Annotated in this window: 14 protein-coding genes; 4 read left to right on the top strand and 10 right to left on the bottom strand. The window is 30.1% G+C overall.

The genetic code is table 11. The annotated features are described in order from the left end of the window. Nucleotides 1-65: 65 nt before the first annotated feature. The 3 genes from ACW9UN_RS05490 to ACW9UN_RS05480 form a co-directional block, all read right to left on the bottom strand. The gene (locus ACW9UN_RS05490) at nt 66-485 is read right to left on the bottom strand and encodes a VOC family protein (protein ID WP_459484628.1); all 420 of its coding nucleotides are present in this window, start codon (nt 483-485) and stop codon (nt 66-68) included. Between the two features lie 274 nt (nt 486-759). Continuing rightward, nucleotides 760-1,968 (bottom strand): GTPase HflX, encoded by a 1,209-nt coding sequence (hflX, locus tag ACW9UN_RS05485; protein ID WP_459484626.1) that lies wholly within the window; start codon nt 1,966-1,968, stop codon nt 760-762. A 355-nt stretch (nt 1,969-2,323) separates the two neighbouring features. Beyond that, on the bottom strand, nt 2,324-2,665 hold the full coding sequence (locus ACW9UN_RS05480; RefSeq protein ID WP_459484624.1) for a hypothetical protein: 342 nt from the start codon (nt 2,663-2,665) through the stop codon (nt 2,324-2,326). Between the two features lie 566 nt (nt 2,666-3,231). On the opposite strand from ACW9UN_RS05480, the gene ACW9UN_RS05475 reads away from it, so the two are divergent. Continuing rightward, nucleotides 3,232-4,209 (top strand): endonuclease/exonuclease/phosphatase family protein, encoded by a 978-nt coding sequence (locus tag ACW9UN_RS05475; RefSeq protein WP_459484622.1) that lies wholly within the window; start codon nt 3,232-3,234, stop codon nt 4,207-4,209. On the opposite strand, the gene ACW9UN_RS05470 is transcribed toward ACW9UN_RS05475, so the two are convergent. Beyond that, complete coding sequence (locus ACW9UN_RS05470) at nt 4,206-4,445, bottom strand: hypothetical protein (RefSeq protein WP_459484620.1); 240 nt, start codon at nt 4,443-4,445, stop codon at nt 4,206-4,208. The two genes, ACW9UN_RS05475 and ACW9UN_RS05470, sit on opposite strands and share 4 nt — an antisense overlap. Before the next feature lie 70 nt (nt 4,446-4,515). On the opposite strand from ACW9UN_RS05470, the gene glpQ reads away from it, so the two are divergent. Beyond that, nucleotides 4,516-5,517, top strand: coding sequence for a glycerophosphodiester phosphodiesterase (gene glpQ / locus ACW9UN_RS05465; protein ID WP_459484618.1), 1,002 nt, complete (start codon nt 4,516-4,518; stop codon nt 5,515-5,517). Between the two features lie 102 nt (nt 5,518-5,619). Next, on the top strand, nt 5,620-6,153 hold the full coding sequence (locus ACW9UN_RS05460) for a hypothetical protein (RefSeq protein ID WP_459484616.1): 534 nt from the start codon (nt 5,620-5,622) through the stop codon (nt 6,151-6,153). Here the strand turns inward: ACW9UN_RS05460 and ACW9UN_RS05455 are convergent. The 4 genes from ACW9UN_RS05455 to ACW9UN_RS05440 form a co-directional block, all read right to left on the bottom strand. Continuing rightward, complete coding sequence (locus tag ACW9UN_RS05455) at nt 6,131-7,282, bottom strand: glycerate kinase (RefSeq protein ID WP_459484614.1); 1,152 nt, start codon at nt 7,280-7,282, stop codon at nt 6,131-6,133. The two genes, ACW9UN_RS05460 and ACW9UN_RS05455, sit on opposite strands and share 23 nt — an antisense overlap. Before the next feature lie 10 nt (nt 7,283-7,292). Further along, nucleotides 7,293-8,900, bottom strand: a complete 1,608-nt coding sequence (locus ACW9UN_RS05450; protein WP_459484613.1) for a sodium:solute symporter family protein — start codon at nt 8,898-8,900, stop codon at nt 7,293-7,295. Nucleotides 8,901-8,934: 34 nt separating this feature from the next. Next, entirely contained in the window at nt 8,935-10,239 is a 1,305-nt protein-coding gene (locus ACW9UN_RS05445; RefSeq protein WP_459484611.1) for an MGH1-like glycoside hydrolase domain-containing protein, read from the bottom strand. 238 nt (nt 10,240-10,477) lie between these two features. Continuing rightward, nucleotides 10,478-13,150: a TonB-dependent receptor domain-containing protein gene (locus ACW9UN_RS05440; protein WP_459484609.1), complete on the bottom strand. Its 2,673-nt coding sequence runs from the start codon at nt 13,148-13,150 to the stop codon at nt 10,478-10,480. 138 nt (nt 13,151-13,288) lie between these two features. Here ACW9UN_RS05440 and ACW9UN_RS05435 point away from each other — a divergent pair, with 138 nt between their 5' ends. Further along, a complete protein-coding gene (locus ACW9UN_RS05435; RefSeq protein WP_459484607.1) occupies nt 13,289-14,314 on the top strand; it encodes a LacI family DNA-binding transcriptional regulator in 1,026 nt (341 codons plus the stop codon). A 122-nt stretch (nt 14,315-14,436) separates the two neighbouring features. Here ACW9UN_RS05435 and ACW9UN_RS05430 read toward each other — a convergent pair whose 3' ends face one another. After that, on the bottom strand, nt 14,437-15,984 hold the full coding sequence (locus ACW9UN_RS05430; protein WP_459484605.1) for an Rne/Rng family ribonuclease: 1,548 nt from the start codon (nt 15,982-15,984) through the stop codon (nt 14,437-14,439). Nucleotides 15,985-16,271: 287 nt separating this feature from the next. Beyond that, the gene (locus ACW9UN_RS05425) at nt 16,272-16,562 is read right to left on the bottom strand and encodes an HU family DNA-binding protein (protein ID WP_015481675.1); all 291 of its coding nucleotides are present in this window, start codon (nt 16,560-16,562) and stop codon (nt 16,272-16,274) included. Between the last annotated feature and the right edge of the window lie 36 nt (nt 16,563-16,598).

Here is a 16,598-nt window from a genome sequence, read left to right as displayed (position 1 = left end):
TTTTTCCTAAAGATAAGCAATGGATTGTGTAACCACAATCCATTGTTTTTAATTTTATGTTCTTTTTAACAATTACAGTTTACCATCCAACTAATTCCGTATTTGTCTGTACATCTTCCATAATAACCCCATTCTCTTTCTTTAAATTCGTGATGTGTTATTCCTTCTTTAGAAAGATTATTAAAAACATCTTCTGCCTCTTCATTATCATTTAAATCTACGCTAATGCTAATATTGTTACCTGCGTTTAAAGGAGTGTCTGGAGAAGCATCATAAGCCATTAAATGAATTCCTTTTCCCTTTAACTCTGCATGTTGTAATTTTTTTCTGTGGGATAATGGAACATCTATTTTTTTATCATGGTATGTTTGTTTGTTTTTTACCTCGGCATTAAATAGTTCGCTGTAAAAGTTTAAAGCTTCGTTACAGTTTCCGTTAAACGTTAAATACGGTTGCACTCTCATCTCTTGTTTTTTTAAGTTCATATTAGATTCTCATCAAAATTATAAAACAAGAGTATTTATTTTTGCTGTTTTGATTTTTTTACGAACTGATTTGAAAATAGTTGAACAATAATTTGTTAAAAAATAATAACTTTATAAGTTGATGAAGCTGCTTATTGGTGATAAAATTACTTTTTTTTAGAACTGTTAAACGCTCTAATAACAGTATTGCTATTAAATAATTACACGTTCTTTTCCTTGTTCTTTTAAACTGTATAGAGGGTTGAGGTTAAGAAAAAAATATTCTGATTAACGATTACTCTTCTTTATACTCATAGTATAAAAAATCGTTGTAAGGAAAACGTTGAATGTGAATTTTCTTTACCTCTTCATAGGTTTTTTCTTTAAAATCCTCTAGATTTTGTTTGTTTAAGGCAGATATAAAAATAGCCTCAACATTTTCTTTATTCATCCAAGTTTTTTCCCAATCTTGTAAGGTATAATGTTCTTTAGTTTTTTCGGTCTCTAAATCGTCTTCATCAATGGTTTCGTATTGATAAGCATCAATTTTATTAAAAACCATTACAGTGGGTTTGTCTACACAATTGATATCATCTAAAATGGTATTTACAGAGGCTATGTGATCTTCGAAATTGGGGTGAGAAATATCAACAACGTGCAATAACAAATCAGCTTCGCGAACTTCATCTAAGGTAGATTTAAAAGATTCTACCAATTGCGTTGGTAATTTTCTGATAAACCCAACAGTATCTGTCATTAAAAACGGAATGTTTTTAATAACCACTTTACGCACAGTAGTATCTAAAGTTGCGAAAAGCTTATTTTCTGCAAAAACCTCGCTTTTGCTAATTACATTCATTAAGGTCGATTTACCAACATTGGTGTAACCCACCAAAGCTACTCTTACCATTTTACCACGGTTCTTTCTCTGAACCGCCATTTGTTTATCGATAGTTTTGAGACGTTTTTTTAATAAAGTAATTTTATCGCGAATAATACGTCTGTCTGTTTCAATTTCGGTTTCTCCAGGTCCACGCATTCCAATTCCCCCTTTTTGTTTGTCAAGGTGAGTCCAAAGACGCGTTAAACGTGGTAATAAATATTCGTGTTGCGCCAATTCTACTTGTGTTTTTGCAGAACTAGTTTGTGCTCTTTGCGCAAAAATATCTAAGATTAAATTGGTTCTGTCTAAAATTTTGCAATCTAAAATTTTCTCAATATTACGTAATTGAGCAGGGGAGAGCTCATCATCAAAAATGGCAGTACCAATATGATTTGAGTGAATATAATCTCTTACATCTTCTAGCTTACCAGCGCCTAAAAAAGTCTTTGGATTTGGTTTATCTAACTTTTGAACAAAACGTTTTACAGCAACTCCACCAGCAGTAGATGTTAAAAACTCTAACTCATCTAAATATTCTTCAGATTTTGCTTCATCTTGTTGTTGTGTAATTACACCGATTAAAACGGCTTTTTCAGAAATGGCTTCTTTTGCATCTATCATAGATTACAAAAGTACGAACTATTTTGAACTAAAAAATAGAAAAGTTGACATCAAAAAAATGAATTTTTAATGCCAACTTTATCAATCAACCAAACTAACTTTAATGAAATAGTAAACAAGCTTATGTAAATTTATTTTTCTAAAGAAAAAGAACAAAAAATAATAAACTAAAACTTGAAAAATTACTTTAATACTACCTTATGCAAATATAAAAGTAATACTATTGTAAAAGAAAGTAAAACCTGTATTTAACAAAAATTTATCATTTTGTAATGAAGAATTTAAGAGAACTGAAAAAGCCTCACAAAAGGAGGCTTTATCAAACGAATTCAAAATAAGTTTATGACAATATAAACTAGTTTTTTACAAATTTTATAGGTAGTGTGTAAGTTGCAAAGTATTTTACATTTTTAATGTTAGCCGCTTTGTAATTTAGTTTATTTTTTATAAAATTTGAAATGTTTTCTTGTTTTGTATCTACAGAAAGAACAATAATTTCTCCTTTTCTATTAATCATAAATTTAACGGCTGCTTTTTCTGTTTGCGTATCTAAAACATTTTGATAGTTGCCTAGTAGTGTTATAATTTTTGTTCTTAATTTGTTACTAACTTCGTCTCTAATTGAGCGGTTGTTGTTAGAAAATGTTGTAAATGTTGTCATTAAAGTGATTAACAATAAGATGGAAAGCTTTTTCATTTTTTTAAATTTTAATATGATTAAATAATACTGTAAATTTAATTGAAGACTAATTTTAAAAAAGAAAATAAACGTTATATAAATGTGTGCTATTGGTTAGTTTTTGGGGTGTTTTTTATTACTTAACATTATATTTATACTACCAATAAAGTGTTAATAGTTATTAAATTTATAATGATTTTATAACGAAAGATAGAATGTGTCAAAAAAATAAAATACAAATACAGTAAGTTGTTAAAAACACTACAAAAGTTAGCATTAAATTAATATTAAGCGCACTATAAAAAGTGTTTCTAACTTAATGAAAAAGTTTGTTTTTTAGCAAAGAAAAAGCCTCAATATATATTGAGGCTTTAACTAATTAATTCAAATTTTTAATGCTTTTACTTGTTGTTTTTCATAGATTATGTATTTTAGTGCGATTTATTTTTTTATATCATTAATAATATGGTGCAAATTTAAGAATTTTGTAATTATTATACGTTATAATAACGTTAATAAAACAAGATGATACAGTTATTATCTGTTTTTTTCTAATTACTTACGTTTACCAAAAAGATTATTTTATGTTTCCATTAAAAGTATCTCATCAACAGAGAAAAAATAACATTACTGTTGCTTTTTATAATGTAGAAAATTTATTTGATACCATAGATGATCCAAAAACTGATGATGATGATTTTACACCAGAGGGTAAAAAAAAGTGGACCTACAAACGTTATCGTAATAAAATAAAAAAATTAGGTTCAGTAATTTCTCAATTGGGTTTAAATGCATCTAAATATCCACCTGCAATTGTTGGTTTGGTAGAAGTAGAAAACGCAAAAGTAGTGGCAGATTTGGTAAATGCTGAGCATTTAAGAAAACACCATTATGAATTTGTACACCATAATTCACCAGATGAAAGAGGAATTGATGTGGCTTTGTTATACAATAAAATTGCATTTGAGTTTATTGAATCTGAAACCTATCCTGTTTTTCTAGAAACCGAAATCGGAGAAAGAGATTATACTAGAGATATTTTAAAAGTTAGCGGAAATTTATATGGAGAGTTAATTCATATTTTAGTAAATCATTGGTCTTCTAGAAGAGAAGGAGCCGCAGAAACTGCACATAAAAGAATTATAGCTGCAAAAACGGTACGAGCTATTATAGATGATATTCATACCAAAGAAATGAGCCCGAAAATTATTATTATGGGCGATTTTAATGATGATCCTACAAGCAAAAGCGTAGCGAAATATTTGGTTCAAGATGATTTTTATAATCCGATGAAAAGTTTATTGGATAAAGACAAAAGCGGAACGCTTACTTATAATGGAAATTGGAATTTGTTCGATCAAATTATTTTTTCTAAAAACTTTTTAGACAAAGAATCAGGTAAGTTTTACTTGAAACACGCAGAGGTTTTTAATAAAGATTGGATGAAAATTTATAGCGGCAAATTTAAAGGTAGCCCTTTTAGAACCTATATTGGTAAATGGTATCAAGGTGGTTTTTCAGATCATTTTCCTGTATACGCTTTTTTAAAAAAGAAAGCCTAATTATCATCCTGCTTTTTAAAGGCAGCTAAAATCTTCTCATCATTTAATATGTATTTTTTGTATTTGCCATCTTTGTATCTGTAGTAAATAAACAAAGGCATAAATATAAAAGACAGAAATAAAACCCCTAAACCCATTACAATTTGGGCTTTTTCGTGTTCGGTGTTTACTAGAAAAGCTCCTGTAATCATCCAAAGAATAAAAATTCCGAACATTATTTTTAACGCTAACTTCATGTTACAAAATTACAAAAGTTATATCTTTAAATACAATTTGAAATCAATTTCATAAATTAAACTTTTCAATATGACTGCCAAAGCAATAATTTTACCATTTTTAAGTATCATATGCTTATTTGGTTGCAGTATTACACCTAATAAAGAATCTAAAATGGATAGAAAGATAGTAATTGCTCACAGAGGTGCTTCTGGATATTTACCTGAACATACTTTAGCTGCAAAAGCAATGGCACATGCCATGAATGTTGATTTTATTGAACAAGATGTGGTTTTAAGTAAAGATGATGTGCCTATGGTTATTCATGATATTTACTTGGATGATGTTACAGATGTGGCATTAAAATTCAGTGAAAGAAAACGAAAAGACAATCGTTATTATGTAATTGATTTTACATTTGATGAACTACAAACATTAAAAGTTACCGAACGTTTTAATCCAAAAACAGGACAACAAGTTTATAAAAACCGTTTTCCGAAATGGAAAGCTAGTTTTAGATTACATTCTTTACAAGAAGAAATTGAATTGATTCAAGGGTTAAATGCATCTACAGGAAAAAATATTGGAATTTATCCAGAAATTAAAGCGCCAGAATTTCATCAAAAAGAAGGGAAAAAAATTTCTGAAATTGTGCTAAAAATTTTATCTGATTATGGATATTACAGTAAAAAAGACAATTGTATTTTACAGTGTTTTGATGCTAAAGAATTGCAAAGAATTAGAAAAGAATTAAAATCTGAATTATTTTTAGTGCAATTGATAGAGTTTCCTGAAGAAACAAAACAACTTGGTTTTTTTGCAACTTATGCAGACGGAATTGGCCCTTGGTACACACAAATTTTAGATAAAAAAGTTGAAGGAAAATGGCAGTTTACAGATTTGGTTGCTGAGGCGCATCAATTGGGTTTAAAAGTGCATCCTTATACCTTTAGAGCAGATGCTTTAGGGGAATTTGCATCATTTGAAAAAATGGTACACACTCTTTTAATTGATGCTAAGGTTGATGGTGTATTTACCGATTTTCCAGACTTGGTGTTAAAGTTTTTAGAAAAGCAAAACCAAGAATTTTAAATTATGGAATGATTTTGAAATATTATTGTTATTTTCTAAGATATAAGTGATTATCATTAACACAATATATATCTTTGTAAAGAAATTGTAAATATTTGCTTAATGGAGTTAACTTCTTTTTCGATACAACACACTAACAATAAATTAGAATTATTTTCTACAGCAGATAACATTTATGTTGCTGAGTGGTATATGGATTTTGGAAAATTGGGTTGTGAAATTTTTGACGCGAACCAAAAACTCATCTACAAAATAATCAAGCAGTTTCAATTCTGGAGATGGAAAATGGTGTATCACATCCAAAAAAATGAAGGTACATTACCCGATTTAATCTCTCAGAATAATAGAAAAACAATTTATGCTGTGGATGTAAATCAGATTCATTATGAGATAAAAATTCATTATAAGAAGAAATTATCTATATATAAAAATGATGTTAAAATTGCAGAAATAGACGAGTCTTATTCCGATAAAAACTCCCCAGAAAGTATAAAATTATTGTTATTGGATGCAAAAGATATAGAAATCTGTTTTTTGTTGTTTTCTTGTTTAAAAATTGGTGAAGCAGGAGGTCAAAAAAAACCAACTTTTACAAGTCAGAAGCAATTAGAGGTTAACGATGATCCTTGGATTTAGAAAATAACATCACATCTCTAACAAATCTTTTAGTTATTGTTTTTAAATATTTTGTAGTGTTTTTCATTGCATCATTAAAATCTTTGGCAGCACTCATAATATCATCCGCATACAAAATTCCAATACTATCTAATTCTTTTTTATTCATTTCTATTTTACCACAAAAAGCAGCCACGTTTATCTGTTGTTTTTTGGCAGATTCTAAAACACCTTGTATGGTTTTGCCAGACAAAGTTTGGCTGTCTAATTTACCTTCTCCAGTAATAATCCAATCTGTATTTTTAATTTTTTCATCAAAATTAGCCAGGTTTTTTACCAATTGAATTCCTGGTTCTAAAGATCCGTTTAAAAATAATTTAGAAGCAATTCCCATTCCACCAGCTGCACCAGCTCCTTTTACAGACTGAACATCGATTGTAAAAACATCGTTTAAAATTTTAGCAAAATCTTCTAACCCTTTATTTAGTAAAATAATTTCTTTTTCTGATGCTCCTTTTTGCGCTCCATACACATAAGCAGCTCCGTTTTTGCCATATAAAGGATTGGTAACATCGCAAGCAATTTTAAAATCTACATGGCTTATTCCTTGATGAATTTCTGAAGCATTTATCGATTTAATTTTCGATAAATTTGCACCAATTGGCTTTACTATATTATTATTTTCATCTAAAAATTGATACCCTAAAGCAGCAGCCATTCCTATTCCACAATCGTTAGTTGCACTACCTCCAATACCTAAAATAATTGTTTGTGCACCTTTATGTATGGCATTAGCAATCATTTCTCCAGTTCCAAAAGTGGTGGCATTTATACAATCGAATTCAGTTTTATCTAATAATTTTACACCAGAAGCCTCAGCCATTTCTATAAACGCAGTTTTAGAATTTTCTGAATATAAATACGAAGCTTTAACTGGTTTAAAAAAAGGATTGTTTACAGTAATCTCAACTACTTTTCCTTGTAAATAGAAGTTGACAACCTCAATTGTGCCATCTCCACCATCTGCAAGCGGAAGTTGAACAACCTCTATATTAGAATTTTTTGCTAGAATTTCTTTTTTTACAATTTCGCAAAAGTCTAAACCTGTAAGCGAATTTTTAAATTTATCTGGTGCTATAACAATTTTCAAAACTTAATTTTTAACTTAGAAAATTAACTAAAAACATTGCTAAAATTACAATGATGATAAAGTAACCTAATAATAATACAACTTCTTTTTTACCTCCTTTATAAAAAACAACTTCTAAACCTTCTCTAGCTTCTCTTTTTATTACCAAACTTACTGTATAAGCTACAAACATAGTTACCAAACAGCCAATTGCGTTCCACCAAAACCAAAACACATTAGGTACATACAACCATAAATACATGTTAAAAGCTACACCTGCAATTATACCAATATTGGCACCTAAAGCGTGGGTTCTTTTTGTTAAAATTGCCAAGATAAAAGCGGCTAAAATTGGGCCGTAAAAAATAGAACTTATTTTATTAATCACCTCAATTACAGTACCTTCTACACTCCCTGCAAAAAATGCAAAAAACAGACAAACTAATCCCCAGAAAACAGATAATAATCTAGAATAAGATACATATTGTTTGTCGGAAATATTAGGTTTAAATCTTTTGATAAAATCTTCTAAAGAAACTGCGGATAACGAATTTACTGTAGAACTTAATGATGACATTGCAGCAGACATTATAGCCACAATTAAAATACCAATAATACCATTTGGTAAATATTTAATGATAAAAACAGGCACCATTAAATCTGCTTTTTTGCCTTCTAAACTTCCAATATTTGTTTGATAAACGCTATCCATTAAAGATTGAAAACTTGCATCTTGCAACAATAAAGTTCCTAAAACCAAACCCATAACACAATAAGTTAGTGTAATAGGAAAACGCAATAAACCATTGGCTAACAATAATTTTTTAATGGTTGGCATGCCTTTGGCAGATAATAATCTTTGCGATTGTGTTTGGTCTGTTCCATAATAAGAAGCGTACAAAAAGAAACCTCCAATTACCATTGGCCAAAAACCAAACTCATCATTTTTATCAGCATTATTAAAACCCCATTTAGAAAAATCTACAGCAGTTAACCTTTCTTTATCTACATTAGTTAAAAAGTTTTCGAAACCACCAAGTTCGCTAATTCCGTAAATTAAACAAACTACAATACCAAAAAAGAGAATACACATTTGTATAACATCTCCCCAAATAACAGCTTTCATTCCTCCTTGAAAAGAATAAATCATGGTAATAATTCCGATGATTAATACTGAAATCCAAAAGTCGATACCCACTGTTGCTTGTAAAATTAAAGCCATTGTGTACACCATAACTCCTGTTGCAACAGATCTACTAATTTGAAAAACAAAACTGATTAACAATCTAGATGAAGCATCGAAACGCTTTTCTAAATACTCGTAAACACTTACAATACCAGAATTATATAAAGTAGGAATTATTGCAATTAACAGAAATGCCATTGCCAAAGGCACACCAAATTCGTAGGTTAACCATTGCAAACCTCCACCTTCTTTTAATCCTACAAAAGCAGGTGCAGAAATAAAACTAATGGCAGAAAGTTGAGTTGCCATGGTTGATAAACTCAATGGAAACCAACCCATAGATTGCCCTCCTAAAAAGTAATCTTTAGAATTTTTGTTCTCTTTAAAAAAGTAACCTATTCCTAAAAAACCTAATAGGTAAACTACAATAATTATGTAATCTATATAATTCATTATTCTATATTTTGTGCATTGTTAAAAGTATAATTTAATTATTTAACATATCTAACAGTAAAGCTGCACTCCACGAAAAATCTCCTCCACCATAACCAGCTTTACCATCAGTATGCATTTCTTTTCTAGAATCGAAATATTCGTAAAATCCATTTTTAGCAACTAAATCTATTGAATCTTGTTTTACTCGTTCTGAAATAGCATTGTAACCGTAATTTTTTAATCCGTAGAAAAGCATCCAATTTAGGTTAATCCAAACAGGACCTCTCCAATATTTTTTAGGATTAAAACGATCGCTATCAGGATCGAAAGAAGCACATAAATATTGATGTTCTCCACCAAATTTTTCCAACATCACTTTTACCATTTTATCTGCTCTTTGTTGCGATGGAATATTGGCAAATAATGGCGCAAAAGACGATGATGATAAATATCTTAAAGGCTTTTCGTTTCTTAAATCGTAATGAATGTAAGCTCCTAATTCGTCATCATATAATTTTTCGTTAAATGATTTTATACTTTGTGCTTGCCATTTTTTTAGTTGATCAATTTTATCAGCATTACCTCCAATTTCTTGATACAATTGAATTAAACTTTCGTTCGATTTTATCAACATTGCATTAAACAACGGATCTTGCACTAAAAACGGCGATAATTCTGCTATTTTTTCATCACTATAATGATGCTCTTTTGCAATTTCTATAATGTGTAAATAATGATCGTATTCTCTTTTTGATGGTCTTTCTGATGCATCTACGTGTGTTGTATCTCTTCTTTCAAAAGTATAGTTTGGCGGATTCATTGTTGCCCAAATATCATCCCAAATAGGAGAATTGTCTGTACCAGATTCCCAGTTATGATAAATATAAACTAAACCTTCACTTTTTGGATCTCTGTGATTGTAAAAATATTCGTGATTAAAATACACTTTATCAATTACAGTTTCTAAATACTTTAGCGTTTGCGATTTATCCTTACTAATTTTATACATTTCTTCTAGCACAAAACCAGTTACAGGTGGCTGTGTCATACCTGTAGATTTGTATTTTTTTGATGCCAAAGGATGCAAATCTGATCTATGAAAACTGGCTCCTGGAAAATAACTATCGTTTTCTGTATGAAACACAATGTGCGGAATAAATCCGTTTTCCCATTGAGCATCTAACAACGTTTCTATTTCTTTTTCTGCATTTTGCATGTTAAAGTGTGCAAAACCAATGGCAATAAAACCAGAATCCCATTTCCACTGAAAAGGATATAAATTGGCACAAGGAATACTAAAATTCCCTTTCCAGTTGTTATTTAAAATTTCTATTGCTTTTTCTTGTAAATCTTTCATTCTCTAAATTGTATTGATTTGAATTTTTTGAATTAAAACTCACTACTTAATACTACATTAAGTAGTGAGAAAACTATAAATAATAAACTACTATTAATTAAAAATTGATTGGGATTGTAATGAACTTCTTTTTATAAAATTTGCAATTTTTTTAATATATATTAAGATTAAAAATCTCACTACTTAATACCTACATCAAGTAGTGAGAAATCTGATAATTATTAAAGAAACTGGGGAACTAAAAATTGAAAGTTGCCGTTAAAAACATTCTTCTTGGTAAAATTGGTCTACCAAAGAAAAACTCTGCATCTCCTGCTTGATTTACATTTCTTGGATCTCCTTCTGTAACTCCAGAGTCGTCGAATAAATTAAATACAGAAAAACCAATTCTTAAGTTTTCATTACGTTCTTCTGCTTTATTTAATTGAAATGTATAACCTGCTCCTATTCTAAAGATATTTATAGCCTCTAACTCTACATTATTGTTATCTGCTGTAAATTTACTTCCTGTATGATTTAAGGTAAACTGACCATCGAAATTACTATTGTCATAATGCAAACCTAAGCTTGTTAAAAAGTTCGGTTGTCTTGCCAATTCATTTCCTACATTTACTTCAGATGATCCTCCATTTACCAAATCTTCATCTGTATTTTTGGTAATTTCATGATCTTGATACGTTGCTGTACCTCTAAAATCTAAATTATTCGATAATTTATAAGACCAATTTGCCTCTAAACCTAAAGTAGCTGTACTTTGTTCTGATCTTGTTAAATCTACTAAAGCTCCACTTACAAAACCTTGTGTAATTTTAATTCTGTCTTTTAAACTCACATAATAAGCTGCTAAAGAACCTGATAATTTTTCTGTACCTAATTTAGCACCAATCTCAAATTGCGTAATTTTTTCTGAATCGTAGTTGGTATTTGGTATCCCAGCAACTGGTGCAAAACCTCTTATTTGCGGAAAGAAAAATCCTCTAGAAAAGTTAGCATATAAATTTACATTATCTGTTAAATTATGTAATGCAGCTAAAGAGATTGCCCAATCAGAAGCTTCTACATCTGCTCTAACAAAACTACCATCTGCAAATTGTACATTTGCTAAATCTGATGATAGATTTGCATCATCGTACACTGTATTACTTACCACATTACCTTTGCTAAAAGTACCTTTTGTACTTTCTATTCTTATACCAGCATCAAAACGCCATTTGTCAAAAACCATTTCATCTGTTAAATAAAATGCAGTTTTAGTTTGCGATAAAAAATTGTTAGATGTCATACCAATTCTGTTGTACAAACCACCTTCAGAATACGTTACATTATTACCACTTGCATCTACAAAACTTAAATTTACCAAACGTGGATTATTGTTAAATTCTGATAAAACTCTATATTGATAATTTACATCTTCTGCTTCTGTTCTTGCTAAATAAACACCTGCAGTAATATTATGACTCCCTGCGTCTGTTTCTATTGTTTTTGTTAAAGATGCTTCACCAGAATAATCTGTCATAGGTCTTAAACGATCTACGTGTAAGTTTTCTACAACTAAATCATTTGAATTTATTGTACCTATTCCTCCTTGATATTGAGCATCATATCCTAAATTTCCTGGAGCCACATTGTTGATGTAATCTCCTAAAGTTAATGGATTGTTATAAGTTCCATTTCCACCAATATACAATGCAAAATTGTGCTTATAGTTTGCGTATTTTACTTTTGATTTAAATTTTAAATCATCAGCAAAATTATAGTTAAAATCACCCATTACATATCCACCCTGAGTAAAAACTCCATCTTCAATCGGACTTTCGTAAGCACCACCAGCAGTTAAAAAAGAAGTATTTGCTAACTGACCCGATAATAATTGAGAAACAGCTTCGCCATCATTACCAGCAATTCTATTTCTGTTACCATCTAAAGGTAAAGGCATAAAGAATTGTGCATTATCATTAATCAATTGTCCGTGAATGGTAAAAGAACCATTTTCAAACTTCTTTTTAATGTTAGCTCTAAACTGCACCCCTTTTGTTGGCATTCCTGTTTCTATTGGCCCATCATCTTTTCTTACAAAACCTGTAAAAGCGTAATAAGTATTAGAATCTTCGCCACCTAATTTACCTCCTGTATAAAAATCTGTTTTTAATCTACCTTTATCTGCCCATTCCACATTTATTAGGTTTTCATCATTAGAATCACCTGTTTTACTTGTGTAGTTAATAATACCTGCAACAGAACCAGCACCATATAAAACAGCAGCTCCACCCCTTACAAATTCAACTCCTTTAAAACCAACATCTGGTCTTGCATACACATCGTGTGCAGAAGAGTTTAATCCGAAAGTACTCATTAACGGCATTCCATCATATTGTAAAGGATTAAACACATACTGGCCACCAGAAGGTAAACCTCTTACAAAAACGTTAGATGCTGTTTCACCTCCACCACCTTCTGCAGTAATACCTGGAATACTTCTAATGATATCTGCCTGCGAATTCGCAGAAAGTTTGGTAATTTCTTTTTGTTTTACAGAACTGATAGACATTGGCGTTTCTTTTTGAGATCTAAAAGTTGCTGATGCTGTTAAAACTACTTCGTCTAATTGAGCACCACCTTCTTCTAAAACAACGTTTATAGTTAAAGATGAACCCGTTAAATTAATCGCTTTTTCAAAGGTTTTATATCCTATGTAGGATACTTGTATAGTTTGTGAACCAGTGCTTGTGGTTGTAAAATTAAAATTTCCGTCAAAATCAGAAGATCCACCAGAAGTTGTCCCTTTAATTAGAACACTTGCACTTGGTATTGGGTTACCAGAAGTGTCTTTTACAGTTCCTTTCACTACTGTTTGCCCATAAGTTGCAGAAAAGCCTACAATGCAAATTAATGTTAGTAATATTTTTTTCATTTTTTATGATTTAGTTAATTATGAAGTAAATTTATTGACAAATACATTGTTTATTTGTCATTTTATTACGAAAAAATAACGCAAACGTTTGCGGGAACGTTTGTTTTATTTACTTTTATGAAATTAATTCTAATTTTCATGAAAAAAGAAGTTACCACTCTAAAAAAAATTGCACAACTGCTTGACGTTTCTACATCTACAGTTTCTAGAGCGTTAAATAATCATCCAGATATTAGCGAAGAAACTTCTAAAAAAGTAAAAAACTTAGCAAAGAAATTAAACTATATGCCTAATATTTTTGCAAAAGGATTTAGGCAACACAGAACTAATATTATTGGTGTAATTGTACCCAATATTCTATCTTATTTTACATCAACAATTTTAAAAGAAATATTATTACAAGCTGAAATGAAAGGGTACAGGGTTATTATTTCTGAATCTAATAATGATGTAAAAAAAGAAAAAGAAATGCTGCAAACTATGCTTCAGTTTGGTGTAGATGGTATTTTAATGTCTTTGACTAAACACACTGTAGATATAGAACCCATTTTATATGCATTGCATCAAAAACCATTAATTCTGTTCGATAAAGTTTCTAGTAAAGTTCCTTGCACCCAAATTATAATTAATGGAGAAGAAGCCGCTTTTAATGCTGTAGAACACCTCATTAATATCGGAAAAAAAAGAATTGCAATTCTTAAAGAATTTGAACAATCTTACAATTCTGAAAAGCGTTTTCAAGGGTATTTAAGAGCTTTAAAAACAAACCATATTCCTGTAGATGAAAAGTTAATTTTAAGTACACATGATATTTCTTTAAAAAAAGGCAGAAGATTAACTAGCCAATTAATTACGCTAAAAGAAAAGCCAGATGCTATTTTTTCTATTACTGATGCAGCTGCAATTGGCGCACTACAAACCTTAAAAAAGTTTAACTTTAAAATTCCTGAAGAGGTAGCCGTTATTGGTTTTAGCAACTCTTTAAGTTCTACAATTGTTGAACCTGGACTCACTACTATAGATCAGCCAGGAAATAGAATTGGAGAAATGGCCGTAAAATACCTCATCAAAGAAATAGAAGAACCAAAAGAACATTTATCAAGCAAAACTATTGAGATCAATACAAATCTAATCATTAGAGAGTCTACTCTAGTATCTAATTAAGTGTATTTCATTTGTAAAAAGCTAGCTAAGAGAAAGAAAGGAAAGTATATAAAACACAAAACCCTGTAATTTTTAATTACAGGGTTTTTTGATAAAAAATTATTGCCTTTATTAAGTATAGATTAATTTTCTTTTACAGTTGTAAATCTATAATATAAATAGGTGTAAGCATCTCTAGGTATAATTGTTATCCACTTTTTGTACTTTAAGTACCACTTAAAGCGTTTTGAATTTACTCCTTTTGTTAAATAGGCAGCTATAAAAGGATGTATATGTAATTGTATCTTTTTATTGGTTGATTTGCTGCTCTCTAATTTAGAGATGTATTTCTCTAAATCAGCTTCAATTTTATCTAACAAAACAATAGGAGCTTCTACTTGTCCGTCTTTATTTGGATTTGGCTCGGTAGTTTTTATACTCAACTCAGGTCTAACCCTTTGTCTTGTAATTTGCACTAACCCAAATTTACTTGGAGGTAAAATTTTGTGTTTTGTTCTATCTAAAGCCATTTGTTCTTTCAAATGCTGATATAACTTATTTCGGTTTTCAGCCTTATGCATGTCAATAAAATCAACAACAATAATTCCTCCCATATCACGTAATTGCAATTGACGAGCAATTTCTGTAGCCGAAATTAAATTAACTTCTAATGCAGTATCTTCTTGAGAACCAGCTTTATTAGAACGGTTTCCGCTATTTACATCAATAACGTGTAAAGCTTCTGTATGCTCTATTACCAAATAGGCACCTTTGCTCATAGAAACTGTTTTTCCAAATGATGTTTTAATTTGACGTTCTATTCCGTATTTTTCAAAAATAGGAGTTTGCGATCTATGTAATTTTACAATTTTTTCCTTTTCAGGATAAATTTCTTGCAGATACTCTTTGATTTCTACTTTCAACGTTTCATCATTTGTTACAATATTAGTAAAGCTTTCATTCATTACATCTCTTAAAATAGAAGATGCTCTGTTTAACTCGCTTAAAATTTTTGTTGGTGTATTTGTGTTAGGTATTCTTTTACACATTGTTTTCCAACGTTCTAATGAGTTTTGCAAATCTTTATCAAGTTCTGCAACTTTTTTACCTTCTGCAACAGTTCTTAAAATAACACCAAACCCTTTGGGTTTAATGCTTTTTGCTAATCTTTTTAAACGTTCTTTTTCTTTTGGGTCTGCAATTTTTTGAGATACAGAAACTCTGTTAGAAAAAGGAACTAAAACCAAAAATCTACCAGCTATAGAAAGCTCAGAGCTTAATCTGGGGCCTTTTGTAGAAATAGGTTCTTTTACAATTTGTACCAACAGGTTTTGTCCTGTTTTTAGTACATCTTTAATACTACCGTCTTTGTTAATGTCTTCTTCCTTGCGGAAATTCTTTAAAGTGAACTCTTTATACTTACCTGTGCTTACTTTCTTAATGAACGAATTTAATGAGTTTACTTGCGCGCCTAAATCGTGATAATGCAAAAACCCATCTTTTGGGTAACCAACATTTACAAACGATGCGTTTAAGCCTGTTAATACTTTTCCTATTTTGGCCAAAAAAATATCGCCTACAGAAAATTTATTATCAGTTGTTTCATTATTTAATTCAATAAGTTTTCCATCTCTTAATAAGGCAAAATCAATATCAGATGAATTTGAACGAATGATCAATTCTGTTTTCATGCTGAACTGGTTTTAACACTGCGCATTGTTGCACAGATGGATTAATATTGTCAGGTATTTATAATACCATTTGAGGTATGTGTAACCTCGATGTCAATGAACTTTTAATGCTTTCGCTAAACTATAAACGAAAAAGTAAGCTTATGCTTACTTTTTCTTGTGTCTATTTGCTCTAGCTCTTTTTTTTCTTTTGTGTGTAGAGATTTTTGCTCTCTTTCTTTTTTTACCACTTGGCATAATCGTCGTGTGTTTTTAAAACCGTTTTATGGGTTTCGATTAGTATTTTGTTATTTAACAGCTACTTTATTTTTTACTCCTTCAGTAAAGGTTTTGGCTGGTTTAAAAGCAGGAATGTTGTGTGCAGGAATTTTAATAGTTGTATTTTTAGAAATATTTCTACCTGTTTTTTCTGCTCTAGTTTTAATAATAAAACTACCAAAACCTCTTAAATAAACATTGTCGCCATTTTCTAATGCATCTTTAACTTCAGTCATAAATGCTTCAACTGTTGCTAAAACATCAGTTTTTTCAATTCCTGATTTGTCTGAAATTTTTGATACGATATCTGCTTTCGTCATGTCTCTAATTTTACTATATTTTTATTAATTAAGTTT

Source organism: Polaribacter litoreus, from assembly GCF_054584775.1.
This window is presented reverse-complemented; position numbering and strand designations above follow the sequence as displayed.

Excerpts from the sequence above, each read along its gene's own strand:
- ACW9UN_RS05435 (WP_459484607.1), top strand. The coding sequence starts at position 13,289 with ATGAAAAAAGAAGTTACCACTCTAAAAAAAATTGCACAACTGCTTGAC.
- ACW9UN_RS05480 (WP_459484624.1), bottom strand. The coding sequence starts at position 2,665 with ATGAAAAAGCTTTCCATCTTATTGTTAATCACTTTAATGACAACATTT.
- ACW9UN_RS05460 (WP_459484616.1), top strand. The coding sequence starts at position 5,620 with ATGGAGTTAACTTCTTTTTCGATACAACACACTAACAATAAATTAGAA.
- ACW9UN_RS05470 (WP_459484620.1), bottom strand. The coding sequence starts at position 4,445 with ATGAAGTTAGCGTTAAAAATAATGTTCGGAATTTTTATTCTTTGGATG.
- ACW9UN_RS05440 (WP_459484609.1), bottom strand. The coding sequence starts at position 13,150 with ATGAAAAAAATATTACTAACATTAATTTGCATTGTAGGCTTTTCTGCA.
- ACW9UN_RS05490 (WP_459484628.1), bottom strand. The coding sequence starts at position 485 with ATGAACTTAAAAAAACAAGAGATGAGAGTGCAACCGTATTTAACGTTT.
- ACW9UN_RS05450 (WP_459484613.1), bottom strand. The coding sequence starts at position 8,900 with ATGAATTATATAGATTACATAATTATTGTAGTTTACCTATTAGGTTTT.
- glpQ (WP_459484618.1), top strand. The coding sequence starts at position 4,516 with ATGACTGCCAAAGCAATAATTTTACCATTTTTAAGTATCATATGCTTA.
- hflX (WP_459484626.1), bottom strand. The coding sequence starts at position 1,968 with ATGATAGATGCAAAAGAAGCCATTTCTGAAAAAGCCGTTTTAATCGGT.
- ACW9UN_RS05430 (WP_459484605.1), bottom strand. The coding sequence starts at position 15,984 with ATGAAAACAGAATTGATCATTCGTTCAAATTCATCTGATATTGATTTT.
- ACW9UN_RS05425 (WP_015481675.1), bottom strand. The coding sequence starts at position 16,562 with ATGACGAAAGCAGATATCGTATCAAAAATTTCAGACAAATCAGGAATT.
- ACW9UN_RS05475 (WP_459484622.1), top strand. The coding sequence starts at position 3,232 with ATGTTTCCATTAAAAGTATCTCATCAACAGAGAAAAAATAACATTACT.
- ACW9UN_RS05445 (WP_459484611.1), bottom strand. The coding sequence starts at position 10,239 with ATGAAAGATTTACAAGAAAAAGCAATAGAAATTTTAAATAACAACTGG.